This window comes from Undibacterium sp. GW821-FHT07F11, assembly GCF_059418665.1.
In genome coordinates this window covers 222,717-248,590 of record NZ_JBWKQH010000011.1, presented here as the reverse complement: position 1 = coordinate 248,590, position 25,874 = coordinate 222,717, and the positions used below count along the sequence as shown (strand labels likewise).

Genomic DNA, 25,874 nt, shown 5'->3' with positions numbered 1-25,874 from the left:
TAGTAATTTTATTCTACATACATAAAAAATACACTGACTTCACTTTTCAACCACATGAAGGAGCAAGTCAATGCGCGCAATAGTCATCAAGCAATATGGTAGTGCCGGGCAACTGGATATACAGGAACTGCCAACACCCGCCCCCAATCCCGGGCAGGTACTGATACGGGTAAAAGCCTTTGGCCTGAACCGCGCCGAACTCTATATGCGTCAGGGAAGCTGGGGCGATGTCGCCAAAGTCAGTGGCATAGAATGCGCAGGCGTGGTCGCCGAAGACCCGAGCGGACGTTTGCAGCAGGGCCAGAAAGTAATCGCCCTGATGGGTGGCATGGGGCGCAGTATCAATGGCAGTTATGCGGAATACACTTGCGTGCCCACCAGCAATGTCGTCGCGGTGGAAACCGACATGCGCTGGGAAAACCTGGCCGCCCTGCCGGAATCCTATGCCACCGCCTGGAGCAGCCTGCACGGTAACCTGAGCCTGCGATCTGGACAAACACTATTGATACGTGGTGCCAGCTCTGCACTGGGGCAAGCAGCCATCAATATTGCAAGCCATGCCGGTGCCTGCGTTATTGCCACTACCCGTACCCTGGACAAGGCAGAACAGCTGAAGTCACTCGGTGCCAGCCTGGTGATACTGGAGCAGGGTCAGATTGCCCAGGATATCCGGCACCTGTACCCACATGGGCTGGATGCGGTGCTTGACCTGATAGGCAACAGCAGCATAATTGACAGTCTGCGCTGTCTTAAACGATATGGGCGTGCCTGTCTGGCTGGTTTTTTAGGCGGCCCGGCACCTATTGCCAACTTCAATCCTATCCATGACATGCCCTGTGATGTCTACCTGAGTTTTTTTGCCAGCTTCATGCTGGGGACGCCGGAATATCCACTATCTGCCATCCCCTTTCAAGACATCATAAACTGTGCTGAACAAGGCATTTATCAGGCCACGCCAGCAAATGTGTTTGAATTTGAACAGATACGCACAGCGCACGAAATGATGGAAGCCTCCACTGCCAGGGGAAAGCTGATAGTCAGGGTTGGCACATAAAAAAGATGGCGACACCAGCCTGCCACTGGCGGCTGGCTGGTTCTTCAAAACAACTTACCAGACAGCCATTCATTGAACAGGAAACCACAATTGTATCGATTAGTAGACTTATTCAAATGTCAGTTTTAAGTCTTGCCTGCAATTCCCCTGCCCGTTAGCATGTCTAGAAAATAATAATAAGTTTGCAAATATCAGAATGCCGCCAATGTACGCACAGTGCCTGGCATGACCCGATTTTTATAACTATCAGAGACAAAGGTAAAGCATGGAAAAGTTTTGGCTGCAATCCTATCCCCAAGGTGTGCCCGCAAAGATCGACTATACCCAATACACTTCATTGGTGCACTTGCTCGAAGAGTCTTTCCAGAAATATGCCGACCGCAAGGCTTATGTCTGCATGGACAAATACCTGAGCTATGCCGAAGTAGATGACTTGTCGAAAAAATTTGCTGCATGGTTGCAAAACAAGGGTCTGGAAAAAGGCGCACGTGTTGCCATCATGATGCCTAACATCCTGCAATACCCTGTCGTCATCGCCGCAGTCTTGCGCGCAGGCTATACCGCCGTAAACGTCAACCCCTTGTACACGCCGCGTGAACTTGAACATCAGTTGAATGATTCAGGCGCAGAAGCCATCATCATCCTGGAAAATTTCGCTACTACACTGCAACAGGTACTGAGCAAAACCAGGATCAAACATGTGGTAGTAACCAGTATGGGTGACCTGATGGGTGGCGTCAAAGGTATGGTCGTCAATTTCGCCGTACGCCATATCAAAAAAATGGTGCCGGAATTCTCATTGCCGAGCGCTATCAGTTTCAAGCAGGTATTGGCAGAAGGCTCCCGCCTGCAACTGCAAGCAGTAAAGCTCACCCATGACGACATCGCCTTTCTGCAATATACAGGTGGCACCACAGGCGTATCAAAGGGAGCAGTGCTGACGCATCGCAATGTCACTGCCAATGTCTTGCAAAATGAAGCCTGGGCGCAACCTGCGTTGAACAAGGCGCCCAAGGTAGAAGCCATGACTATTGTCTGTGCCCTGCCTTTGTATCACATCTTTGCGCTGACCAGTTGCTACCTGATGGGCATGCGCCTGGGTGGCATGAATATCCTCATCCCTAATCCGCGCGACATCCCCGGCTTGATCAAGACCTTGTCACAACACCAGATCAGCATGCTGCCTGCCGTGAATACCCTGTACAACGGCTTGCTGAACAATCCCAGTTTTGCCCAACTTGATTTTTCCCTGCTGAAAGCTTGCAATGGTGGCGGTACAGCAGTACAGCCTGCAGTGGCAGAGCGTTGGAAAAAAGTGACAGGCTGCCCCATCATAGAAGGTTATGGCATGTCAGAGACTTCGCCAGTGGCGACCTGTAACCCTGCAGATTCCGGTGACTTCAGCGGTACCATAGGTCTGCCCCTGCCATCGACAGAAATTGCCATACTCGATGACGACGGCAACCGTGTTCCTTTGGGCGAGTCAGGCGAAATTGCGATACGTGGCCCACAAGTCATGCTGGGTTACTGGAACCGTGCTGATGAAACAGCCAAGGTCATGACGGCTGACGGATTTTTCAAATCCGGCGACATCGGCATCATGGAAGCAAATGGTTTTATCCGCGTTGTAGACCGCAAGAAGGACATGATCCTGGTGTCCGGCTTCAATGTCTATCCGAATGAGATCGAAGGTGTCGTTTCCAGCCATCCCGGAGTGCTGGAATGCGCATGCGTAGGCGTACCAGATGACAATTCTGGCGAAGCCGTCAAATTATATGTCGTCAAAAAAGATGCGAAATTGACAGACGAAATATTGATGAGCTATTGCAAGGAACAATTGACTTCCTACAAGAAACCCAAGTACATAGAATTCCGTACCGAATTGCCTAAATCAAACGTAGGCAAGATTTTGCGCCGTGAATTAAGGGATGAAAAGAAAGAAGAGAAAAAAGCGGCTTGAACGCCAGGCTGATGTTGAGCTAACGTTGCGCAAAAAAACAAGGCCTGCATCGTCAGGCCTTGTTTTTGGGATATGCAAATCACTTAAAGGCTGTTGCGAAATTAATATAGCCAGGCGTAGCCGACGCAAACAGTACTTTAGTACGGTAAGAAGGTGCAACAACACCAGGTTAATTTCGCAACAGCCTCTTATTCTGACTTGAGCAAAGCCTGCCAGCGCACAGCCTGCTGCGACAAGCGCTTGCCACGGCCTATATATGACCAGGGATTGATGAAGCGTGTCATGTAACGCCATACCATCGCTACCGTGTCGCCATCACGCCGCGGTATCACATGCAGGTGGACATGAGCGACATGCTGGTTCGCAGCCTTGCCATTATTGAGTAACACAGCTGTAGCATCACTCTCGCCACCGAGTCGCAATGCTGATGAAAAACGGCTGGCCATTGCGAACAGGTAAGCCACAGTCTCTTCCGGCAATTCTTCGATATGCTGCTGGTGCTGCTGGGGTATCACCAGCAGGTGCCCACGCGTCAATGGGAAAGCATCCAGAATAGCAATGCAGTGTTCATCACGGTACACGACAGATGCAGCACTACGCCCGTTGAGGATTTCGCAAAATATACATTCATGCTTGCCGGCCACATTATTCTCCACTTTGTATACATGAAAAACCCGTCACTCAGGACGGGTTCATCTCCTGTTGCTCCACACAGTATCACACGCCAGGAATGACTTTTTCCATTTGCTGGCCATCACTTTCTTTCGCCAGCTTTTGCAAGGCTGGATAATCGATCTTGCCATTCGAATTGAAAGGCATCTTGCGCAATTCAATCACGTCCTGTGGCAGCATGTAAGCAGGCAAATGCAGGGTACAGGCCTTGAGTATATCTCTTGATGATACGGTAAAGCCACAGCCATAGGCAAGCAAGCCCTGCACACTGCCATCTGCCGCTACAGGCCAGGGCACAACAGCAACCAGGTCAGAACCGCCAAGGCGACGAATCACGGCCTCAACCTCTTGCACCTCTACCCGGTAACCACGTATCTTGACCTGGTTATCGATGCGGCCGCAATACAGCAAGCCAACCTCAGCATCGACACAGGCCAGGTCACCGGTACGGTACCAACGCTGGGCCAGTTTGCCCTCGAAGTGCATGCTGAGGAAGCGCTGACGCGTCAGTTCGGTATTTTCCCAATAACCCTGGGCCAGTTGTGAGCCGCCCAGATACAACTCACCAATTTCACCATCAGCAACAGGATTAAAGTGTTCGTCCAGCACCATGGTTTCCTGCCCCGGCAAAGGCTGGCCTATGGGCACGACAGGCAAGGCAGCGATACGCTGATTGCTGGCCTGATATGGATGCACCGTAAAGGCGATCGTCGCCTCGGTAGGTCCGTATAAATTTTCCATGATGGAATTGGGTGCAGCAGGTTGCCAGTCCTGCGCCAGGCTGGTGGGCAAGGCTTCACCACAAAACAAACTGTACTTCAGGCTGGGCAAGATGCAGGGGCGCAAGGCGTTATAACGCTTCAGGCATGCTGCCAGCGATGGCACCGAGAACCAGTGAGTCAATTCATGTTGCTGCACAAACTTAAGCGGCATCATCATGACGCGCGCAGGCACACTGTACAGGCAAGCACCAGCACTCAGGCAGACGAAGATATCATGCACCGATAAATCAAAAGTAAAATCAAAGAACTGGGTGAAACGGTCACCTTGTCCTGGCTGATAGCGCCCTATGATACTGGAGACATAAGTACTGGCATTCTCATTCGTCACTGCCACGCCCTTGGGTAAACCCGTGCTGCCAGAGGTGAACAGGATATAGGCAACAGGATTGGCCTTGGCAGGCAGGGTAAGACTGACAGTATCAGCCTCAGCCATCTGGCGTTTCAAAATATAGGTGTGCTGGCTGGCACTGGTTGCCCAGGCTGGCAATGCCTCAGTCTCTGGCATCAGCACGGTCAATGGCTCAGGGTAAGATTGCAGCAGCTCTCTGGCAGCGTCCATGGAGCGTTCATCCACCACAATTGACGTCGATGAAGATAATTCAACCATGCGCAAATTACGCTGTACAGGGAATTTGGCATTCAGCGGCACATAGGCCATGCCGGCCAGCAAGCTGCCAAGCACAGAGGCATAGGCAGTAATGCTGCGGTCAACCAGCAAGGCACAGCGTTGACGGCTGCAATCTTTATTCTCGCGCGCCAGCGTGCGGGTAATCCGGGCGACACGCAACAGCAGTTCAGCATAGGTGTAGACTTGTTCGTCCACCCACAATGCATTGCTGTTAGGCTGGTTTTTTGCCGTATTGAAAAAACCGGCAATCAATAATTTTTGTTCTTTTTTCATAAAAAAGGTCTCCTCCTGGTCACGGCAATGACCATCATTTCGCTACCTCGATAACAGCAGGGCAATATCCGCAAACTTTCTTGGAGCGGACATTGCCGTTGACATCAATTCAGGCTAGGCACAACTTGCTCCTGATGCTGCGTCACAAATTGCCTGATCATGGTCGCCAGGTCTTCATCGTAAAAATGCGAGAAGTGATCGCCGTTTTCATCAAAGGACAATACCCCCTGTTTCAGGCCGGCGACCAGGAAGCGGCCAACATCGGCATGCGTGACCAGGTCCTTGCCACCGACATGCACGAGTACAGGATGTGGGATATCAGCAGTCCAGGCATCATCTCTTTCATTGAACAGGCCATTCATCATATTGGCGTAACGGAATAATGATTCCGGTGTGCGGAAAGGGACGCTGGTCATGTACAGCAAGAAAGGGTCGGTACTGGTCAGGATGGTAGAAATCATCTTGCGGTCTTCACCATCATCTGAGGTTGCATGGGCGCCATAAATGAGGTCGCAATACTTTTGGGCGAAACGATAATTGGCAGCAATCTTGGGGAAAAGTGTGCGTATATTTTTTTCAAAATCGGTGATCTTGATTTCATTCGAGGCTGGCAACGAGACGCCGCCATTCAGCAATACTGCCGATGAAATACGCTCAGGGAAAGCAGCCATGCTGCGCAGGCTAACCTGGGCACCACTGCTCCAGCCAGCGATGGCTGCCTTGGCAATGCCAAAGTGGTCGAGTATCGCCACCATGTCTTTGGCATGAGTCAGTGAATGACATTTCTCCAGATTAAATTCGTGGGTAATGGCTGGTACCCAGCGGCTTTCCCAGGTGATGACGTGGAATTGATCAGACAAGCGTTGGGCCAGCGGGAACATGAAATCAGATGGCATGCCGTAGGCATTTGCCAGCACCAGCGCTGGTTTGCTCTTGTCGCCCAGTGTCAGCACGCATAATTCCGTACCATCATCAGCTGTGACTTGCGTACGGTTGAAGGTCGTACCACTAGTTTGCTCGTCGAGCTCTTTGATAAAGGCTGTCAGGTAAGTGCCATAATCAGCCCAGCTCAGGCCCACATGTTTAGGCAGGCTACGGGCAAAGTTCTTGATGGTGCGGTAGTAGCCGCCATAAAACACGGTGCGTTTGTCGAACAATTCTTCTATCGCCGTAGCAGGGGTATCACGCTCCGGCACGAAATTGATGCTTTTCATGCCAAGTGCAGTATCAATTTTCTCCAGCATGGTCTTGACATTGAGGTCGCTGGAATTGGTCAGGTGATACACCTTCTGATCACCAAAACCAATATTGCTCAGATAGATCATGTCGAACACGCATTGATCCACTGGCACCAGATTGCCTGCAGCAGCCAGATCACCGATGAGACGCAGAGGTGTCTGCAGTTTGCTCAGTGTTTCGCGCAGACGATACATTTCCTGCGTCAGGCCATAGATACCAAAGCGCGTGCCGCCGCTGCGGCGTGATGCCAGCGGCCCCATGATGATGGCGGGACGCAGGATGCGGTAATCCAGTCCGTTGGCATCACAGTATCTGGCGACTTCATGCTCGCCTTCATTTTTACTGCTCTCGTAAAAATTGTTGTAGGCGATATCGACAGGATGCAGGCTCTCAGGTATTTCGCCAGCCACGCGGCCAGAGGTATAGGCAGTAGAGATATGCAGGTAATGCTGGCAATGCACGCGACGCGCCAGATCCATCACATTCTGTGTGCCATTGATATTGTGGTGATAAATTTCTTCCTTGTGGCGGTCTTCAAACTTCAGGCTGGCAGCACAATGCCAGAACTCGCTGATGCCCGCGCCAGTAAGTTTTTCCAGGTCAGTCTTGCTGATCGCGCACATGGTCTCGGTCATGTCGCCGAGTATGTATTCCAGCTTGCTGTCAATATCCGCTTTGGGGATGGGCTGGTTGTAGGCAGAAGCACATATGGCCAGCGCATCATACACGCGCTGTCTGGCGTGTTCCTGCGACTCTCCCCTGACCAGTACATAGATCTTGCCACTCTGGCGCAAACGCCAGAACAGGAAATTACTGCCGAGAAAACCGGTAGCACCGGTGAGAATAATATTCTTTGTCGTATTGCGATGACGGTTGGTCAGTTCCAGCAAATCGCCATAGCGATAATCAGTGAATTGATGTTCCATTGTTTTATTCCTTGTTTATGTTTTCTATTTATGTTTTCTATTTATGTTTTCTATATCTGCAGCGGAATGGAGTGCCCTATTCCATATAATTCAATTGCACTCTGTCCAGGGTCCTGACCTTGTCAAGGACGGTGTCATCGACGACAACCTCCCTGCCACTGATTTCTTCTATGAGGAGTACGTATTCCACAAAACTCAGGGAATCGACGACATCGTTTTCTATGAGGTCAAGGTCGAAGGGAATATCGGACAGATATTTTTTCTTCGACAGCAACCACTGTTTAACTTCATTGATCTTGTCAAGACTGATAAGCTGGCTCAAGACTGGTCTCCTGTTTTAATAAATGGGTGTCGCCCAGCAAGGCCAGCACTTTTTTCAGCAACTCACGTGCATGAAAATCTTGCCGCGCCGGGTCTGCGAGCAGTGCACTGCGGATTGCCATGCCACTGCTAAAACCGGCATCACGGTACATGGCCGGGTTGTAGAGGGATTCGATGGTGACCTGCACATATTTGCGCAAGTGTTGCGAGACTTTCTCCAGCACTTCTGGCGCATAATCATTGCTGATGCCATCTGCCAACCTGGCCAGCAAGGCACGGCCAAAGGTGATGTGGCGCGACTCATCATTGCGGTGCGCCTCATTGATCTCGCGTACGAAAGGGTGCACGCGTTCATCAAGTGCAATCTTCAAATTGTAGTAATGGCCGACTTCTTCAAAAATGAAAATCTGTGCAAAGCGGACGAGTATTGTCAGTCTGGGGTCAAGCTTGAGTTCAGTCAGTTGTATTTTCTTGTTGCCATAAATCTTACCCCCATAGTTTTCGCAGAACTTGGCGAAGTACCACATATGCTGGTTTTCTTCGTCGATGAAGTGATGCAGGTAATCATTGGCTTCTTTCAGCATGGGGGTATGCAAGAGTTCTGCCACGCCTGCAATCAATTCCTGCTCGCCAGTCACATTCAGGCTGAAAAGGTTGATGCACTCCCATTTGCTGAGCAGTTTGCGTTGTGCCTCGCTGGCCTGCTCGTAATACGGTGTGCCATGGATGGTCAGCAATTCAGGGCTAACCCACCAGTCAGCCTCGCTGATATCATCCACCCAGTCAAAGCGGGTGAAGCTGAAGACATGCCTGTCACGGGACAATTGCACCAGCCTGGCGAGCCGGTCGGTGTACATACTTTGCGTGCTGCTCATCTTTCTTTGTCTCCATTGATGCAGATCAATACGTTAAAATTTAGTCTAGCTATTTTTAGATGTCGCTTTAACTACATTAATAAAAGTCCAACATCAGCGTCCATTCAATTCGATAGAATTTTTCATCTAAGTTTCTGGCACAAAATTTGATTTCCAGAAACTTTATCCGTGCACAAAAACTGCAGAAAACCTGTCTTTTCAGAGGTAAAAAGTCCATATAGCCAGGCCTGCTCCACAATATTTCTGTATTCACAGAGAGGGCGCCGGGCGCAAGCAGGCCAGTACTCAATTAGTGGCAAAAAAAGCACAATCGATCTTTTTTTTTAAAGATCCAGGACAAATCAACATCAGCAGGATTTGCTTTAAATTAATGTTTTTAAAGCATTGTTCTCCAAGAGTGCGCTAGAATCAGCCATCACTATTTCTGGTACGGAAAATGCAGAATTTATCGATTCTCCAGGCTCATTTACCTGAGCCACACCAACGTTCAGACAATCAGGAAGACTACATACCGCAATTAGCAGCATGATGACTTCAGCCACCGATAGCACCCGCCAATTAGTTGAACGTATTTACCAGCAAGAGTCGCGTCGGGTCTTTGCGACTCTGGTGCATTTGCTAGGGGATTTTGATCTGGCTGAAGAAGCCCTGCATGAAGCCTTCAAGGCAGCACTGGAGCAATGGCCAGAAAAAGGCTTGCCTGAATATCCGCATACCTGGCTGGTGTCAGCAGGACGTTACAAGGCAATAGACAGCATACGCAGGCAAAAGCGCTTTGATCCGCTGGACCAACATACAGAAACCGTGGAAGCACTGGTGGATGAGACAGCACAGCCAGGCGAGCCTGTGCTTGAACCAATACTCATGGAAGATGACAGGCTGCGCCTGATCTTCACCTGCTGCCACCCTGCCCTGGCAGCCGATGCCCAGGTCGCCTTGACACTGCGTGAAGTCTGCGGTCTGACAACGGAAGAAATCGCGCATGCCTTCCTGACCCCGGCCCCCACTCTTGCGCAACGCATCGTGCGTGCCAAGGCAAAAATACGTGATGCCAGAATTCCCTATCAGGTACCAGAAAAAGAAGAGCTACCTGCGCGCCTGCACAGTGTGCTGAGAGTCATTTATCTGGTCTTTAATGAGGGCTACTCAAGCTCTGCCGGTAATTCAGCTTTGCGTCTCGATCTGGCGACAGAAGCCATACGGCTGACACGCCTGCTACAAGAATTATTGCCCGAACCTGAAGTCAGCGGCTTGCTGGCCTTGATGCTATTACATGAATCACGCCGTCCTGCCCGTACTGATGGCCAGGGCGAATTGATCGCGCTTGAACAACAAGACCGGCAATTATGGATTCGTGCATTAATAGCCGAAGGGTCCGCCTTGGTGGAACAGGCTCTGCGCTCTGGCCGCTTTGCTGCCTATACCCTGCAGGCGGCGATTTCTGCCGTCCATGCCGAAGCAGCTACCTATGCAGAGACCGACTGGCCGCAGATAGTTGGTCTGTATGACGCCTTGCTGCGCGTCGAAGCCAGCCCCATCATAGAACTGAACCGCGCCATCGCCATTGCCATGTGTACTGGCGGATTGAAGTCAGGCTTGCAACTGGTGGAAGCCTTGCTGGAAAAAGAGGAAATGCGTAACTACCATCTGGCCCATGCAGCCAGGGCGGACCTGTGCCGCCGCAATGGTGACCTGACGCAGGCAAAGCTATCCTATGAACAGGCGCTAAAACTTTGCAAACAGGAACCGGAAAAACGCTTTATTGAACGACGCTTGCAGGCATTAATAAATTAGTGAATCTCACTGACACCCACCACCTTTACCCAAAATAAGAAGTCTGCCCTACCTTCAGGAGATATATGGCAAAACTGCACCACGTCCTTCCCGCTTTGTTAATCAGTCTATTGCCTGCACTATGCATGGCTGAAGCGACATCAATTTCACCTGGCCTTGCCTGCAAGTCTGCAACACAAGCCATCGATGAAGAAGGTTTTGTTGAAATAGGTGGCATACCACAATGGGTCACCATCAAGGGTAAACATTGCAGTAACCCTGTCATCCTGATCGTACATGGCGGTCCCGGCAATACCATGAGCCCCTATGCCAGCGCCATTTACGGCGCCTGGGAAAAAGATTACACCCTGGTGCAATGGGACCAGCGTGGCGCAGGCAAAACCTTTGGCAAGAACAAACCCAGCGAAGATACGCCTTTGACAGTAGCGCAAATGGCTGATGATGGCGTCGCCCTGGCGGCTTACCTGACTCAGCATCTGGGCAAGAAAAAAATCATCCTGACAGGTAGTTCATGGGGCTCGATACTCGGTGTGCAAATGAGTTTATTGAAACCTGAATTATTTTATGCCTATATAGGTACTTCACAAGTCGTCAGCTACAAGGCTAACCAGACTTCCAGCTACAACAAGGTATTGAGCCTGGCACAAGCTGCTGGCGATCAGGAGACGGTTGGCAAAGTAAGCGCACTTGGCCCGCCACCGTGGAGCAATCCACGCAATTTCGGCATCTTGCGCAAGGCAATACGTAAATATGAAGCACTGCGCACAGACCAGGCACCCGCAGCATGGTGGACACCAGAATCAGCATACGCCACGCAAGTCGCCCAGACTGACTACGAAGGTGGCGAAGACTATTCTTTCCTGAAATTTGTTGGCTACAAGGGCGACGGCATGTTCAGCAAAATCGAATTTGCTGAAAACGCTAGCAGATTTTCTATCCCGGTCTTTTTCGTCCAGGGTGCAGAAGATTTGCTGACCATGCCTGAAATTACCCGCCAGTATGTAGATAGCATTACTGCGCCGCAAAAAGAATATATTGTGGTTCCACGTGCCGGTCATGATCCAAATTTGCCGTTTATAGAGGCACAATTGAAACTGCTCAACGAGCGGGTGCGTTCTTTGAGTAAGTAATACTCATAGGCAATTTTATGCGCATCAAAAATATTTAAAAATATTTTTGTTTTAATGTCGATTTACTGTCCAGCCATTCGACTATCAGATGTGGAAATACTTTCACACGATAATCCAACACTTTTATAAAGGAAATAATCATGCCACATCCTGTCGCTTACCTGTCTTTCAATGGCAACTGCAAGGAAGCCATGTACTTTTATGAACAAGTTCTGGGCGGAAAAATCACCGTCATGATGAGTGGAGCCGATTCGCCCATGGCAGCAATGATACCGAAAGAATCTGCCCACAACATCCTGCATGCACGCCTGGAACTGCCGGACGGTGGCTTGCTCTACGCGGGTGACTGCCCACAGCAAATGCCCTATGAGGGCATCAAGGGCGTCTCTTTCACGCTGAATTACGATACCACAGAAGAAGCCGCCAAGATCTTTAACGCGCTGGCAGAAGGCGGCCAGATCACCATGCCGGTACAACCTGCATTCTGGGCAAAATCCTGGGGCATGCTGGTCGACAAATACGGCACGCCATGGATCATCAATGGCGAGCAGCTGCCACTGTAATCAGATCACCGTTAATCCATCCTTGCAGGAGCCGCTATGAAATACCTATGCCTGGTTTATCTCGACAATGAACACTGGAATGCCTGTCCAGACGAAAAATGCGCCATGTATGCACAAGGTTTGCTTGACAGTGGCCACATGCTGGCGGCCGAGCCTCTGCATCCTGTACACACGGCGACCACAGTCAGGGTAAGGAATGGGCAATTGTCGGTGACAGATGGCCCATTTGCCGAAACCAAGGAAATGCTGGCTGGCTTTTATCTCATCGATGCCAGGGATTTGAATGAAGCCATACAACTGGCTTCCAAAATCCCGCCAGCCCAGCATGGCAGCATAGAAGTACGCCCGGTGCGTACACTGGACTTGCCAGCCATGGCTACAGCAGCGACAACAAGTTAAAGGAGAACGAAATGCACAAGCAAATCTTTGTCAACCTGCCTGTCAAAGACCTGGCCCGCGCCAAGGAATTCTGGAGCAGCCTGGGTTATAGCTTTGATCCAAAATTCGCCAGTGACAATGCCGCCTGCATCATCTTTGGTGAAAGCATTCTGGTCATGTTGCTGGTGGAAGAACTCTTTGCCAGTTTCGCCCACAAACCCGTATGTGATGCGCACGAGCGGGTAGAAGTCTTGCATGCCCTTTCTTGCGATAACCGCGAGCATGTCGATACTCTCATCAAAAAAGCCAGGGCCGCCGGTGCCACCATACCTGACGAAGCAGAAGACCATGGCTTCATGTATGCACAGGGCTTCTATGATCTTGACGGTCATGGCTGGAATTGCTGCGCGTGGGCAACTGACGGTGCATGCACGCAGACGGCATGACTCGCTGAGCCTGCCCTTACTGTTACAACAAATTGAGGAAAACAAAATGCATAAGCAAATTTTTGTAAATCTGTCTGTTAAAGACCTGCCCCGCTCCAAGGAATTCTGGAGCAGCCTGGGCTATAGCTTTGAACCCAAGTTCACCAACGACAAAGCCGCCTGCATGATCATGGGAGAGAACCTGTTCGTCATGCTGCTGGTTGAAGAGTTTTTTGCAGGCTTTACCAACAAACCTATCAGCTATGCGCATGAGCGTACTGAAGTTTTGAATTGCCTGTCCTGCGACAGCCGCGAACAGGTTGATAGCCTGGTCGCCAAAGCCAGGGGTGCGGGTGCCACAGTGCCTAAAGAACCTATGGATCATGGTTTCATGTACGGACATGGTTTCCATGATGTCGATGGCCATGGCTGGGAATTAATGCACATGGTCGCTGAAGGTGAATGTCAATAAATCGGCCTACCTTGAACTGGAATTGCCAAACCGCCTGTTTTTCAGGCGGTTTTTTTATGGGCATCACACTTTCACTTCCATGCAATTCGTCACGGCAAAATCAGGCTTGGTCACACTGTCGGCCATCTGTTCATGGCGGCGCGGCATACTGATTCCGTACATCATCATGTCCCAATATAAAACTCTTCAAATTGTATGGAATCAGAAATGAAAATTTCCAATCTACCAGGTCGCTCGCACGACCTCCTTAGCAAGCTGATTAGCGTCCTGTCACCGTGGTATCGCCTGATAAATTACATCAGCAAACCTGTTCAATTCTTTCTCGGCCTGAGCTTATTGTTTGCTGGTGCTACACATGCAGCCATGCCAGATGCAGGATATGAAGTACAGCACGGCATCGTCTATCAACGTACAGATGATGAAGCGCTGACTGGTGATTTATATCGCCCCAAGGGAAATGACAAATATCCCGTGCTGATTGCCGTCCACGGTGGTGACTGGCGTTTTGCTGATGCCAGCCTGTATAAGCATTGGGGGCCGTATCTGGCGAAAAATGGCTATGCGGTATTTGCCGTCAATTATCGCCTGGTGAAAGATAAAACCAACCTCTATCCTGCCGCCGTGCATGACGTGCGCGCTGCGGTGCAATTCTTGCGGCAGCAAGCGGCGACTTACCAGCTTGATCCTGAGCGCATGGGCCTAATGGGTGATTCTGCAGGGGCGCAGCTAGCCACTATTGTCGCACTGGCTGGTGATCAGCAACCGTTCTCGGACGGCATGAATCCCACTACCAAGGTCAAGGTGTGTGTAGGTATTTATGGCAGTTATGATTTGACTGCGAAATGGGAACATTCGAATCGCTACTACCCTGACAATAATATTGCCCAAGGCTTTCTGGGTAGCAGTCTGATCGATAATAGAAAAATCTATTTTGAAGCATCACCACTGTCTTATGTGACACGCGAAAATAATCAAACGCAGTTTTTGTTGAGCTGGGGAGCGAAGGACAAGTTTGTTGATCCTGAAGGACAGTCGATGGCCTTCATGCATGCCTTGAATCAGGCGGGATTTTCAGTGAGTTCTGTTGTGTTAAAAAATGCGGGGCATTATTGGGCGTCTGAGCCTATCAAGGTACCGGGGACTGATTCTGGATATCTGGCGCCGCGTTTATTGCAGTTTTTGAAGGAGAAGCTGTAGGGGATTTATGCTACGTTTCTGTTATAAAGATGCCGTTATTTGGATTGCTTATGCAATAGTGTATTGCTCGACTTATAGCACTCTCAAAGTCGTCATTCCACCGGGCTGGCGCTCCAGCGTGCTTTTAGCTGGAATCCAGTGGCGTTCGTGGCATACTGTTCGCTACATTAATTTCAGATTCGAATTGTTTTGCTTATCTGATTTTCAAATACCTGCATACATTATTTACGATTGCAGGTCGGGGGTAGCCCGACAGCTACATACCTTTCTTGCGTCGCCAAGAAAGGTATGCCAAAGAAAGCGACCCAGGCGTCGTTGCCCCCTGAAGGGGGTTCCCGTTTGTGCAGTACAAAAATGGGAAATGCCCGAAACTCGCTACGCTCAAACACGGGCATTTCTTGATCCATTTTCTGTACTGCACAAACGGCGTCGACACATGGGAACTGCAAAAGTCAAAAACAACGTCAATACGACCTACATTCATATTTCTAAAGTTATTGACTCACTACAGTTCTGTAACATCATAGAAAAACCCGCCAATCAATATGGCGGGTCTTTTTACTTCTGCACTAATTCAACTCACTGAAACTTCTTAGCCACTTCCGCAATCCGTTTACCAAACAATTTCGCCGTTTCCAGATCACCTGGCAGCGGGCCTTCTTCTGGTGAAGAATCGGATGGGGATTGTGTCATCAGGCCGCTGAAGCTGGCGATGTAGTTGATGTCATTGCGTTGCGCGGCCTTGCTGTTAGCTGGCATCAGGCCTGTGCCTACCCAGATCATGGAGTGCTGTTGTGATAGCGTAAACAGATAATGCAGAGTAGATAATTTGTCGCCATTCATGGAGGCAGAATTGGTGAAACCCGCGGCGATCTTGTCTTTCCAGACCTGGCTATACCAGGGCTTGGAAGAAGCATCGGCGAATTTTTTGAATTGCCAGGACACTGATCCCATATAAGTTGGGGAACCAAAGACGATGGCATCAGCTGCGGCCAGGGTTTCCCATTGGGCGTCGGTGATATTGCCTTCGGCGTCAATCTTGATGAGTTCGGCATCAGCACCTGCAGCGGCGGCACCTGCGTGTACTGCTTCTGCGGCCTTGGTGGTGTGGCCATAACCTGAATGATAAATAATCGCGACTTTAGACATGTTTTACTCCAGTGTGGATGTTGAGTTTTTACGCAAAAAGACAAATCACTGACGCGTTTTGCATCAGTAATTTGCCTGTCTTTACAACTTAATGCGGCAGATCAAATACCAGTACTTCTGCCTGTTTGCCCTGCTCCAGCACGAGTTTTTCTTCGGCTGACATCATCACGGCATCACCCTCTTTGAGGGACATACCATTTACCTGCAATTCACCACGCGCTACGTGGACATAGGTCAGGCGATCCTTTGCCAGTGCTACTTCCTGCTTTTGTTCTGCATCAAACAAGCCGATTTGCAGACGTGCGTTCTGGCGGATCTTGATGGAGCCATCGGCACCATCGCCAGAAACTACCAAACGCAAGCGACCCTGTTTTTCTTCACGGCTGAATTCTTTCTCGCCGTACAAAGGTTCACCACCCAGTTGGTCTGGCTGTATCCAGATTTGCAGCAAACGTGTGTGCTCGTTATTGGCCGGATTGAATTCCGAATGACGCACACCAGTACCTGCACTCATATACTGCACATTACCTGGACGTATCGTACTGCCATTACCCATGCTGTCTTTGTGCGCAATCGCACCTTCGAGCACGTAAGTAATAATTTCCATGTTCTGGTGAGGATGCGTACCAAAACCCATCGCAGGAGCGATCCAGTCGTCATTAATCACACGCAGTGGGCCAAAACCCATATGCTGCGGATCGTAATATTCTGCAAATGAAAAGCTGTGATGTGATTTCAGCCAGCCGTGCTCGGCGTGGCCGCGTTCTTGTGATGGTCTGAGCGTAATCATATAAGTCCCTTTCAAATTTCCTGAAGAGTGTGTTCAGGCGATGTACACACTATATACATGCAAATTCTTTGACATAAGGGTAGAATTTCATACAACTCATTCAAATTATTTGAACAATCGTGAACCTGACCCTTGAAGCCCTGCAAATCCTCGATGCCATAGACCGCAAGGGCAGCTTTGCGGCGGCTGCAGCGGCTCTGGATAAAGTGCCCTCAGCCATCACTTACAGCATACGCAAGCTGGAAGAAGACCTGGATGTGCTGCTATATGACAGGCGTGGCCACAGGGCCAAGCTGACTATTGCCGGGGAAGAGTTATTGATGCAGGGCAGGCATTTGCTGAATGCCGCACAGGAGCTTGAAAACCGCGTGAAACGTGCCGCCAGCGGTTGGGAGGCAGAGCTACGCATCGTCATTGATGGCATCATACAATTCGACGATATCATCCCCTTGATCAAGGAATTTGAACAACAGGCGTGTGGCACGCGTATCCGTATCAGCCAGGAGATTTTGTCGGGTGTCTGGGAAACCATGGTATCTGGCCGCGCCGACCTTGCCATAGGCGCTGCCTATTACGGGCCGGATGCCATACGCATGCAGGGTGAATTTCAGACTCGTTTGCTGGGCAGTGTGGAATGGGTATTTGCCGTAGCACCACAACACCCGCTGGCGCAGGCAGAAGAACCGCTGACTCCGGCTATTTTGCAGGCCCACAGGGCAATTGCCATTGGTGACACTGGCCTGACCCTGCCATCAATGACGGCAGGCTTGCTGAGCGGGCAAGATACCCTGACCGTGCCCACCATGCACGCCAAGCTGGCGGCACAACTGGCCGGCCTGGGTTGCGGGCACTTGCCACGTCGCCTTGCATTGCCACATTTGCGCAGCGGTGCGCTGATAGAAAAGAAGACCAGCGCCCACCGCCCGCCAGAAGATAACCGCCTGGTCTGGCGTAATGCCAACAAGGGCAAGGCCTTGTTGTGGTTTTTACAGAAGTTGCAAGACCCTGTCGTGCAACGCATGTTGATAGGTAACTGAAGAACATCCACGCCAACAAAACAGATGACGCAAAAATACATAGGACGTTTCGCCCCTTCGCCGACCGGCCCCTTGCATATGGGTTCGCTGGTGGCCGCCATGGCCAGCTATCTTGATGCCAAAGCCCATGACGGGCTATGGCTGCTGCGCATGGAAGACCTGGATTTTGACCGCAATGTCAAAGGCGCAGACCAGCATATCATCAACTCATTGGAACGCTCTGGCATGGTCTGGGATGGCGATATCAGTTGGCAAAGCAAGCGCCAGCATCTGTACGAAGCTGCCTTGAACCAGCTAGGTGACAATCTCTATCCCTGCGCATGCTCACGCAAGGAAATCGCTGATTCGCGCCTGCGCCTGGGTGAAACAGCCAGCCAGATTTATCCGGGCACTTGCCGTCACGGTCTGGCAGCGGGCAAAATTGCCCGTGCCTGGCGTTTGCGCGTGCCGGATCAAATCTATACCTTTGCAGACCGGCTGGCTGGCATGCAGCAACAAAACCTTGCGACCGAGGTCGGGGACTTTGTATTGAAGCGTGCCGATGGCTTTTGGGCTTATCAGTTGGCAGTAGTGGTCGACGATGCCGCACAAGGTATCACGCACGTGGTGCGCGGCGCAGATCTGATCGATTCAACTGCACGGCAAATCTATCTGCAAGAATTGCTGGGCTTGCCCACCCCTTCTTATTTGCATGTGCCAGTCGTCACCAATGCAGATGGTGAAAAGCTGTCGAAGCAAACTGGAGCCCTCGCATTTGATCGTGGTGATAATGATGTACTACGTGAAGCCTTGCTACCGGCTGCACAATTCCTGGGATTGACCTTACCATCAACAATCACCGATATTTCCGCTTTCTGGTCGTTGGCAATTCAGGCGTGGAAAGCGAAAATGGAGAGTGCAGATGCACAATAAAACAAGGGCTGCAATGCAGCCCTTGTTAGTGAAACCTGTCAGCATTTAATGTTAATGTTAATGTTAGCTGGCGTCAGCTAATGTCAAATCAATGCTCAGGATGTTCCCTGCCGCGTCCGTGTCCATGGCGCCCGTGATCGTCATTACCCCTGTCATCTCTACGATAGTCATTACGGCGATTATCGTCACGTCGATAAGCATCATGCCTGTAATCGTGGTCACGGTAATAACCATCGCGATAACGCGGCACTACCTGAGTGTTGTACCAGTTTTCCTGGACAAAATACACCGGACGACCGCAGGCATTGTAGCGATAGCAATGCTTTTCCCATTTATTTCTATGGCCTGGCGGCACCACCAGATACAAGGGAGGTTCAACTACCCTCACTCTTTCTACGATGCGTGGCTCACGATAAATCACCTGAGGTTGAGGGAAATTACCAACGTCAACACGACCATAAAATCCCGGTTGCCCAAATTGCAAAGAGACACCCACATCTTGTGCCTGAGTCTGTGCGGTCATGAAGAGTGATGCACAGGCTGCGGTCGCCAGCAATACTCTTTTACATGTCATGTTTATCATTGCGTACTCCATTTCCATTACGTTAACCAAAGAAGCAATACAGCGCTTACAGTACTATAACGTTCGTAAAGCATATCTGTTGACTTCCCAGTTCAATTTACTTCTACATGTCCTTTCGGGTCTGTACGTTAGCCAACACAGCCAGGCATGGCGAGCCTAATGTAAAACTGATGTAAACATATCTTGCGGCAACTTATTTAACCGGGAAATCCGCTGCCCACTGCATTGCTTTTTGATCAAGGAAAGCACGGCGCTCAGCTGATACTTTAGTCGTCAATTGTGCCAAGGTAGTCCTGTGCGATGCACAGGCATACTGTGCATCCCGTTTGCCGAATTTGCGCTTGAGTACACATTCGAGCTGATTGGCACCAGCCACATCTTCATAGGCAGTTTCCAGTGCTTCTGGCAAGACCGTTTGATAACGCAACACCAGTTGTGCCGATATACCTCGATAGGCAGGGTCATTCGCACCGGCCTGATGGCTATATTTGACAGCATCTTTCAATGCCGCATAGGCATCTGCATTTTTTTTGATATTTGGTATGCCAGGATTGGACGTGGTTTCGCTGCTGCCGTCACCACTTGTCATCGTCACTGACCATCCTGATTTTTCAGTGATTTTTTCTTCGAGACAGGCCAGGCGATTACTTGCTTCTGCGGCGACGTAGGTTTGTGCTTCAACATTGCCATCGGCAGCCAGTTTGCGATTTTTTGCCAGCCAGTCCTTGAAATCTGCACGCAGGGGTTTTGCAGTAATCAAATCACAGTCATCCAGGCTGATTTTTGCCGCTTGTGAGCTTGCACAAGCAAGTGTCAGGCAAATCAGAATTGTGGCGTGGGAGATGCGTGGAGAAAGTTTCATAAGTATTTTATTGTGTTCAATTCGAAAAGATAATCAACCGATTAAAAGTTCGCAGATGCTGCCATGGCGAAAACAACATGGGAAATGATTTTACAAATTAACACTTTTGTCTTATTCAAAAGCCAGTAAAACAACAATCTTCATTTTCTGTCATCAAAGCGAGATCGAAGCTTGTTTTAGCTACACGATTTCAACAATCCTTGACATTTTTCTGCTTCCTTTTGAATCGAAAAATTCATACTCTGAATTTGTAATTTTCTGTTTCCAAAACTTGAGGGCAAACCCGTTGAAAAACGGCGACGCAAAGCCACCGGCCTACAGCGCATATGCGCCATGGCAGCGGGGTTGCCGGTAATGTTATTGCTAAAGCATTTGATCGCCTGGGCATTTCATTTACTGCCGAATCACCGCCCTCTGCTGATATCGGAGTGCATACGTGATTATCAAAAAAAGAATATTTTTCAGGTTGCTCAGGCCACTTAAGTTACTTACATGGCTGAGTCTACTTTTCACGGCAAGTCTTCTTACAGCTTGTGGTGGCGATAGCCCCCAGATCAGCAATGCTGCCATTACCTTACCGCCAGCAGAGGTCGCTACAGGCACGACCACATTGAAAATCGCCGTACCCGTACTCCCGCCAGACGTGGCGATTCAACACACCCAGCCCACATTTCACCTCGCACCAGTCCTGCTTGATGCGCCTGCCGATATTGATGTCATGGATGGCAGCAGATCAGCCCGCGTGCCTGCTGCAATGCAAGCCATACCGCGCGAATGGCAAGGCGTGCGTGGTCGTGGGTTGACAGTATCCGCAATACGCTCATTGCCTCGCCCGCAGTTGGCACCACCACCCATTGCGGCGGGCCAGATTGATGTGTTGCCATCAGCTGGTACTGGCGTGGTATCCACTTATACTCCGGCACAAATACGTGCCGCGTATGGTTTGCCAGCACTGCCCGCAAGCATGAGCAACTTGACGGCGGCACAAGCTGCCCTGCTGGGCGCGGGTCAGACAATTTATATCGTCAATGCAAAGCATGACCCCAACATCGTGGCAGAACTGAATGCCTTCAATCAAAAATTTGGCCTGCCTGCATGCGCTGTAAAAAATATCGCTTCCGGTACCGTCTTGCCTTTATCTGCAGCATCTGCCACAAGCTGTGAATTTTCTGTGGTGTATAGCACCAGTGCTGGCAGCATGAACAGTACTGCACCGGCCTATGATTCTGGCTGGGCGACAGAAATTGCACTCGATGTGCAGTGGGCGCATGCGACCGCACCGCTGGCCCGTATTATCCTGATCGAAGCGGCAGATTCTTCCATGAGCAACATGGTGGGCGGCATCAGGCTGGCGAATGCCATGGGGCCAGGTGTGGTATCGATGAGTTTTGGTGCTGCTGAAGGTAGCTGGACTGCAGGCGTGGAAAATACATTCACCACTGCAAAAATGACTTATCTCGCAGCATCCGGCGACAATGGTCCGGCGGTTGAATGGCCTGCAGTATCACCCAATGTGGTGGCTGTAGGCGGGACCAGCCTGAGTTATTCGGGCGGCAGCAGAACTGAAGTTGCCTGGTCAAATACCGGTGGTGGTGTCAGCGCTTATACCGCCACCCCCGCCTATCAAAATACGACAGTACCAGGCATGGGCGCCCCTGCACGCCGGACAGTGGCCGATGTATCCATGAATTCTGATCCGAATACTGGTCAATATGTAGCGATCATGACACCCGGCAGCAGCACAGTGAGCTGGGTCAGTGCCGGTGGTACCAGCCTGGCCACGCCGCAATGGGCAGGCATCATCGCTGTTGCCAATGCGACGCTGGTACAAGCAGGCAAAGCTGTGTTGGGTGCACCACATGCCATGCTGTACAACAAAATCGCCACCGTACCTGGCAGCTACGCCAGTGTATTTGCCGATATAGCCAAAGGCAGCAATGGCAGTTGTACCAGTTGCACAGCCAAGTCCGGGCATGATCAGTTGACTGGCTTGGGTACGCCGAATGTCAGTAATTTTCTCAGCATACTTAGCGGTACCCTCAGTGGCACAATCGTCACGCCAGCACCAACCGTGACCTCTGCAAGCATCAGTGGCCAGACTGGTACTGCACTGAGCTTTACCGTGTCAGCAACGGCAAGCAATGCATTGTCTTACAGCCTGAGCGGCAATCCATCAGGCATGGCTATCAGCAGCGCGGGTACAGTCACCTGGGCCGCACCTGTTGCGGGCAAATATATCGTGATTGTGACTGCGCTGGATGCAGCAACAGGCCAGAGTGGCAAGGGTACATATACGGTGACGATTACAGCACCTGTGCCGCCTGTAGTCACTGCCAACACGATCAATGGCATAGCCGGCAGCCCCTTGTCGTTCAATGTAAATGCCAGTTCAGCCAATGCAGTGATTTACAGCCTTAGTGGTGCGCCATCCGGCATGAGCATCAGCCAGGCTGGTACTGTCACCTGGGCCAGCCCACTGGTCGGCAAGTATATCGTCACAGTCATCGTCAAAGACAGCAAGACTGGCTTGAGCAACCAGGCGATATTCAACATCAGCATCGCAGCATCTGGCCTGAGTATCAATGCTCCTGCCATGACGGGTGTGGCAGGCAAGGCCTTGACGGGCACCATCAGTATCACAGCGCCTGGCGCAACTTCGCTATCTATTTCGATTAGCGGTGCGCCGCTGGGATTAAACTTCAGCATGAGTGGCACGAATATCATCACAAGCTGGAGTAATCCTGTGACAGGCAGCTATACACTGAAAATCACAGCCACTGACAATACCGGCAGGACGGCAACTGTGAATATGCCAGTGACAGTAACGGCGAAATAAGAAAGCCAATGCAAGAATGGGGGAATCAGGCTTACTGATACTACCCATTCTTGCTTGCGAAACTTAATGTCCGCTATGACCTTGCGGCTTGCGCACCTGCACTTCAACTTCCGGCACAGCACGCGCGCCATGCCCCATCCCGGCATGTGGATCGGCAGGCGGGCGCGGTGCATCTGCCACCGGCCCGGTATATTCATACGCCACCGTGCCTTTGGGATGCCGGAACCAGCCGGGGTCTTTATAATCACCCGGTTTCTGGTCCTTGCGCACTTTGACGACGCTGAACATGCCGCCCATTTCCAGCCCGCCAAATGGCCCTTCGCCTGTCATCATGGGGATGGTGTTGTCGGGTAGCGGCATTTCCATCGTCCCCATATCTGCCATGCCCTTGTCACCCATGGTCATATAAGCGGGAATGAGTTTGTTGATCTTGTCAGCCACGTCTTTATGATCAACACCTATCATCGACGGCACACTATGGCCCATGGCATTCATGGTGTGATGGCTCTTGTGGCAATGGAAGGACCAGTCACCTTCTTCATCGGCGACAAATTCCATCTGCCGCATCTGGCCCACGGCGATGTCCGTCGTCACCTCAGGCCAGCGTGCGGTTCTGGGCACAGGGCCACCGTCGGTACCAGTCACGGTAAATTCATGGCCATGAATGTGGATGGGGTGGTTGGTCATCGTCAGGTTACCGACGCGTATCCTGACCCTGTCGTTCTTGCGCACATTCAGGCTATCGATGCCGGGGAAGATACGGCTATTCCATGACCATAAATTAAAGTCTGTCATGGTCATGATGTTAGGCTTGAAGGCACCTGGCTCTATGTCATAAGCACTGAGCAGGAAAATAAAATCGCGGTCAACTTCATCAATCTGCGGATGTTTATTTTTTGGATGGGTAATCCAGGAGCCCATCATGCCCATCGCCATTTGCGTCATTTCATCGGCATGCGGGTGATACATGAAGGTGCCGGGGCGGCGTGCCACAAATTCGTAGACAAAGGTCTTGCCCGGCTGTATCGATGGCTGGGTCAGGCCGGATACACCATCCATGCCATTTGGCAGGCGCTGGCCGTGCCAGTGCACGCTGGTGTGCTCCGGCAAACGGTTGGTGACAAAAATGCGTACGCGGTCCCCCTCCACCACTTCTATTGTCGGGCCGGGGCTTTGACCGTTATAACCCCACAGATGCGCCTTCATGCCGGGTGCCATTTCACGCACCACGGGTTCGGCCACGAGGTGGAATTCCTTGACGCCATTATTCATGCGCCATGGCAGGGTCCAGCCATTCAGGGTTACTACCGGATTATACGGACGGCCATTTTTTGGCTGCAGGGGCGGCATGGTATCCGGGCTGGTTTGTGTGACTGCTTCTGGCAAGGCCGCCAATGCCACTTTACTGACCGTACTTGCTGCCAGTGCCCCACCTGCGATGCTCGCCAATTTAAAAAAATCTCTTCTGGTACTCATAATATTTCCTTCGCAGATCTTGTGATCAATGCGCTGCTTCTGCCGTGGCAGTTGATTTGACGGGATTCAGACTACTTGCTGACGGACGCCCCAGCAATTCGGCCTGCAAGGCAGCGTCAGCCAGCCAGAATTGTTGTTCTGCATTGATGGCTGCCAGCACGCTATTGATTTGTTCGCGGCTATCGGCCAGCAATTCAAACACGCTGATGAACATGCCGTTGTAGCGCAACTGGTTTTCAGCAGAAATGCGTTTGCGTAACGGCAGTATCTCATCACGATATTGCCGGGCGATATCGTACATGTTGCGATAGGCTGAATAGCTGACGCGCAGATGCGAACCTGCATTATTGACCGTAGCCTGCAGGCGATAATTGGCGGCCAGGGTATTCGCATTCATGGTTGTTCTCTGCGCATCGCCCCAGTCAAATAGTGGCAACCTCAGGCTCACCTCAAAGCCGCGTTTGATCTCGCTATGCCCTGCAGCATCAAAATTGGTGTCGCGCCGTACGCCCAATTCAATATCGGCAAAGCTGCTGACCACACCCAAGCCCTGGCGTGCTGCGGCGGCATCGAGTTCCTGTTTTGCCAGTTGTATGTCAAGACGGTTTTTTGTCGCTTGCGGGCCCAGGATTTCTGCTGCCAACGGCGTAGCGGGTAAATCCGGCAGACGCTCAGGTAACTTAAGTGCTTTTTCCTGTTCATCATTCAGCCCCAGTAAGCGCACCAGTTCTTCGCGAGAGGCGAGACTCGCATGGCGGGCGAAGCTGAGCTGCGCCACGGCATCGGCCTTGAAAGCTTGCTGGCGTGCTGCCTGCAAGGTATTGAAGTTACCCGCCTTGAGCATGCGCTCTGCCAGTATGGCACTGGCATCGGCAGCCTCACCGACTTGTCTGGCATATTCCAGACTCTGTTGTGCCGCGACTGCCTTGACCCATGCCACGCGCACCTGGTTGATACTGTCGATGACATCCAGACTGAGCTGCGTCTGTACTTGCGCCAGACCATGCTGCGCCATGCTTTGCCTTTGTGGCAGGCTTAGCAAGTCCAGCAGGCCGAAGCTCAACAAGCGTCCAATTTCCAACTCACCGGACTGACGATTGCGTTCAAACGTAAAGAGTGGATTGGCAATGCGGCCACTCTGCGCCATATTGGCTCCCGTTGCCTGATGTTGCGCCAGCATGGCTTGCAGTGATGGGCTATTCAGCAAGGCAATTTGCATGGCAGCATCTTGCGTCAAGGGTTCTGATAACAAGACAGCAGCCCTGGCCTGCATGTCTTTCTGCTGTTCGGGCTTGGCGGCCAGGGCCAGTTTCCCTTGGGTGTAAGCGGGATATTGTTGATTGAGTTTTTGCGTACTTTGGTCAATATCAAAACTGGCACAGCCAGTTATCACCAGCAATGCCGGTAACAGATATCGGTAATGAATGTGCGACATGAAGTCCTCGCGGTAAGAAGTGTGTTTCTGCAAAATTGGGAATGCGTGCAATTGCCATAGGTTGGGTTACCTCGTAGCTTGGGCCGGACCTCGCTAGGCTACTCT

Annotated in this window: 23 protein-coding genes and 1 riboswitch; of the genes, 12 read left to right on the top strand and 11 right to left on the bottom strand. The window is 51.0% G+C overall.

Annotated features, from left to right (window positions below):
- Positions 1 to 70 precede the first annotated feature (70 nt).
- Together AC07OI_RS25715 and AC07OI_RS25710 are read left to right on the top strand one after the other, a co-directional pair.
- Complete coding sequence (locus tag AC07OI_RS25715) at positions 71 to 1,054, top strand: zinc-binding dehydrogenase (RefSeq protein WP_495259186.1); 984 nt, start codon at positions 71 to 73, stop codon at positions 1,052 to 1,054.
- A 265-nt stretch (positions 1,055 to 1,319) separates the two neighbouring features.
- Positions 1,320 to 3,014, top strand: a complete 1,695-nt coding sequence (locus AC07OI_RS25710; RefSeq protein ID WP_495259185.1) for a long-chain-fatty-acid--CoA ligase — start codon at positions 1,320 to 1,322, stop codon at positions 3,012 to 3,014.
- Between the two features lie 188 nt (positions 3,015 to 3,202).
- Here AC07OI_RS25710 and AC07OI_RS25705 read toward each other — a convergent pair whose 3' ends face one another.
- The 5 genes from AC07OI_RS25705 to AC07OI_RS25685 all read right to left on the bottom strand — a co-directional run bounded on the left by AC07OI_RS25705 (position 3,203) and on the right by AC07OI_RS25685 (position 8,730).
- Positions 3,203 to 3,658: an HIT family protein gene (locus AC07OI_RS25705; RefSeq protein ID WP_492707070.1), complete on the bottom strand. Its 456-nt coding sequence runs from the start codon at positions 3,656 to 3,658 to the stop codon at positions 3,203 to 3,205.
- A 73-nt stretch (positions 3,659 to 3,731) separates the two neighbouring features.
- Positions 3,732 to 5,369: an amino acid adenylation domain-containing protein gene (locus AC07OI_RS25700; protein WP_495259184.1), complete on the bottom strand. Its 1,638-nt coding sequence runs from the start codon at positions 5,367 to 5,369 to the stop codon at positions 3,732 to 3,734.
- A gap of 104 nt (positions 5,370 to 5,473) precedes the next feature.
- The gene (locus tag AC07OI_RS25695; RefSeq protein ID WP_495259183.1) at positions 5,474 to 7,534 is read right to left on the bottom strand and encodes an alpha/beta fold hydrolase; all 2,061 of its coding nucleotides are present in this window, start codon (positions 7,532 to 7,534) and stop codon (positions 5,474 to 5,476) included.
- A gap of 76 nt (positions 7,535 to 7,610) precedes the next feature.
- A complete protein-coding gene (locus tag AC07OI_RS25690) occupies positions 7,611 to 7,856 on the bottom strand; it encodes an acyl carrier protein (protein WP_162042157.1) in 246 nt (81 codons plus the stop codon).
- The gene (locus AC07OI_RS25685) at positions 7,834 to 8,730 is read right to left on the bottom strand and encodes a diiron oxygenase (protein ID WP_492707065.1); all 897 of its coding nucleotides are present in this window, start codon (positions 8,728 to 8,730) and stop codon (positions 7,834 to 7,836) included. Before AC07OI_RS25685 ends, AC07OI_RS25690 begins: the two co-directional genes overlap by 23 nt.
- A 525-nt stretch (positions 8,731 to 9,255) precedes the next feature.
- Between AC07OI_RS25685 and AC07OI_RS25680 the strand changes: the two genes are divergently transcribed.
- The 7 genes from AC07OI_RS25680 to AC07OI_RS25650 all read left to right on the top strand — a co-directional run bounded on the left by AC07OI_RS25680 (position 9,256) and on the right by AC07OI_RS25650 (position 14,689).
- Positions 9,256 to 10,524 carry an RNA polymerase sigma factor gene (locus AC07OI_RS25680; protein ID WP_495259182.1) on the top strand — a complete coding sequence of 423 codons (1,269 nt, stop codon included), beginning with the start codon at positions 9,256 to 9,258 and terminating at the stop codon, positions 10,522 to 10,524.
- Positions 10,525 to 10,589: 65 nt separating this feature from the next.
- Positions 10,590 to 11,654 carry an alpha/beta fold hydrolase gene (locus AC07OI_RS25675; protein WP_492707061.1) on the top strand — a complete coding sequence of 355 codons (1,065 nt, stop codon included), beginning with the start codon at positions 10,590 to 10,592 and terminating at the stop codon, positions 11,652 to 11,654.
- A 140-nt stretch (positions 11,655 to 11,794) separates the two neighbouring features.
- Positions 11,795 to 12,217: a VOC family protein gene (locus tag AC07OI_RS25670; protein ID WP_492707059.1), complete on the top strand. Its 423-nt coding sequence runs from the start codon at positions 11,795 to 11,797 to the stop codon at positions 12,215 to 12,217.
- A gap of 36 nt (positions 12,218 to 12,253) precedes the next feature.
- Positions 12,254 to 12,616: a YciI family protein gene (locus tag AC07OI_RS25665; RefSeq protein ID WP_492707057.1), complete on the top strand. Its 363-nt coding sequence runs from the start codon at positions 12,254 to 12,256 to the stop codon at positions 12,614 to 12,616.
- Positions 12,617 to 12,627: 11 nt separating this feature from the next.
- Positions 12,628 to 13,041, top strand: coding sequence for a VOC family protein (locus AC07OI_RS25660; RefSeq protein WP_492707055.1), 414 nt, complete (start codon positions 12,628 to 12,630; stop codon positions 13,039 to 13,041).
- A gap of 46 nt (positions 13,042 to 13,087) precedes the next feature.
- Entirely contained in the window at positions 13,088 to 13,492 is a 405-nt protein-coding gene (locus AC07OI_RS25655; protein ID WP_495259181.1) for a VOC family protein, read from the top strand.
- A gap of 207 nt (positions 13,493 to 13,699) precedes the next feature.
- Complete coding sequence (locus AC07OI_RS25650; RefSeq protein WP_492707052.1) at positions 13,700 to 14,689, top strand: alpha/beta hydrolase fold domain-containing protein; 990 nt, start codon at positions 13,700 to 13,702, stop codon at positions 14,687 to 14,689.
- Between the two features lie 579 nt (positions 14,690 to 15,268).
- Here the strand turns inward: AC07OI_RS25650 and AC07OI_RS25645 are convergent.
- Positions 15,269 to 15,838 carry a flavodoxin family protein gene (locus AC07OI_RS25645; RefSeq protein WP_492707051.1) on the bottom strand — a complete coding sequence of 190 codons (570 nt, stop codon included), beginning with the start codon at positions 15,836 to 15,838 and terminating at the stop codon, positions 15,269 to 15,271.
- Between the two features lie 88 nt (positions 15,839 to 15,926).
- Positions 15,927 to 16,628: a pirin family protein gene (locus tag AC07OI_RS25640; RefSeq protein ID WP_492707049.1), complete on the bottom strand. Its 702-nt coding sequence runs from the start codon at positions 16,626 to 16,628 to the stop codon at positions 15,927 to 15,929.
- A 119-nt stretch (positions 16,629 to 16,747) separates the two neighbouring features.
- Here AC07OI_RS25640 and AC07OI_RS25635 point away from each other — a divergent pair, with 119 nt between their 5' ends.
- Both AC07OI_RS25635 and gluQRS read left to right on the top strand, forming a co-directional pair.
- Positions 16,748 to 17,665, top strand: coding sequence for a LysR family transcriptional regulator (locus AC07OI_RS25635; protein WP_492707048.1), 918 nt, complete (start codon positions 16,748 to 16,750; stop codon positions 17,663 to 17,665).
- Between the two features lie 24 nt (positions 17,666 to 17,689).
- Positions 17,690 to 18,577 (top strand): tRNA glutamyl-Q(34) synthetase GluQRS, encoded by an 888-nt coding sequence (gluQRS, locus tag AC07OI_RS25630; protein ID WP_492707046.1) that lies wholly within the window; start codon positions 17,690 to 17,692, stop codon positions 18,575 to 18,577.
- An 88-nt stretch (positions 18,578 to 18,665) separates the two neighbouring features.
- On the opposite strand, the gene AC07OI_RS25625 is transcribed toward gluQRS, so the two are convergent.
- Together AC07OI_RS25625 and AC07OI_RS25620 are read right to left on the bottom strand one after the other, a co-directional pair.
- A complete protein-coding gene (locus AC07OI_RS25625; protein ID WP_492707044.1) occupies positions 18,666 to 19,160 on the bottom strand; it encodes a hypothetical protein in 495 nt (164 codons plus the stop codon).
- A gap of 193 nt (positions 19,161 to 19,353) precedes the next feature.
- Positions 19,354 to 20,022, bottom strand: coding sequence for a hypothetical protein (locus AC07OI_RS25620; protein WP_492707043.1), 669 nt, complete (start codon positions 20,020 to 20,022; stop codon positions 19,354 to 19,356).
- A 266-nt stretch (positions 20,023 to 20,288) separates the two neighbouring features.
- A riboswitch (cyclic di-GMP riboswitch) is annotated at positions 20,289 to 20,375 on the top strand.
- Between the two features lie 257 nt (positions 20,376 to 20,632).
- On the opposite strand from AC07OI_RS25620, the gene AC07OI_RS25615 reads away from it, so the two are divergent.
- Positions 20,633 to 22,858 carry a putative Ig domain-containing protein gene (locus tag AC07OI_RS25615; RefSeq protein WP_495259180.1) on the top strand — a complete coding sequence of 742 codons (2,226 nt, stop codon included), beginning with the start codon at positions 20,633 to 20,635 and terminating at the stop codon, positions 22,856 to 22,858.
- 63 nt (positions 22,859 to 22,921) lie between these two features.
- Here AC07OI_RS25615 and AC07OI_RS25610 read toward each other — a convergent pair whose 3' ends face one another.
- Positions 22,922 to 24,334: a multicopper oxidase family protein gene (locus AC07OI_RS25610; RefSeq protein ID WP_492707040.1), complete on the bottom strand. Its 1,413-nt coding sequence runs from the start codon at positions 24,332 to 24,334 to the stop codon at positions 22,922 to 22,924.
- 25 nt (positions 24,335 to 24,359) lie between these two features.
- On the bottom strand, positions 24,360 to 25,769 hold the full coding sequence (locus AC07OI_RS25605; protein ID WP_495259179.1) for a TolC family protein: 1,410 nt from the start codon (positions 25,767 to 25,769) through the stop codon (positions 24,360 to 24,362).
- Positions 25,770 to 25,874 lie beyond the last annotated feature (105 nt).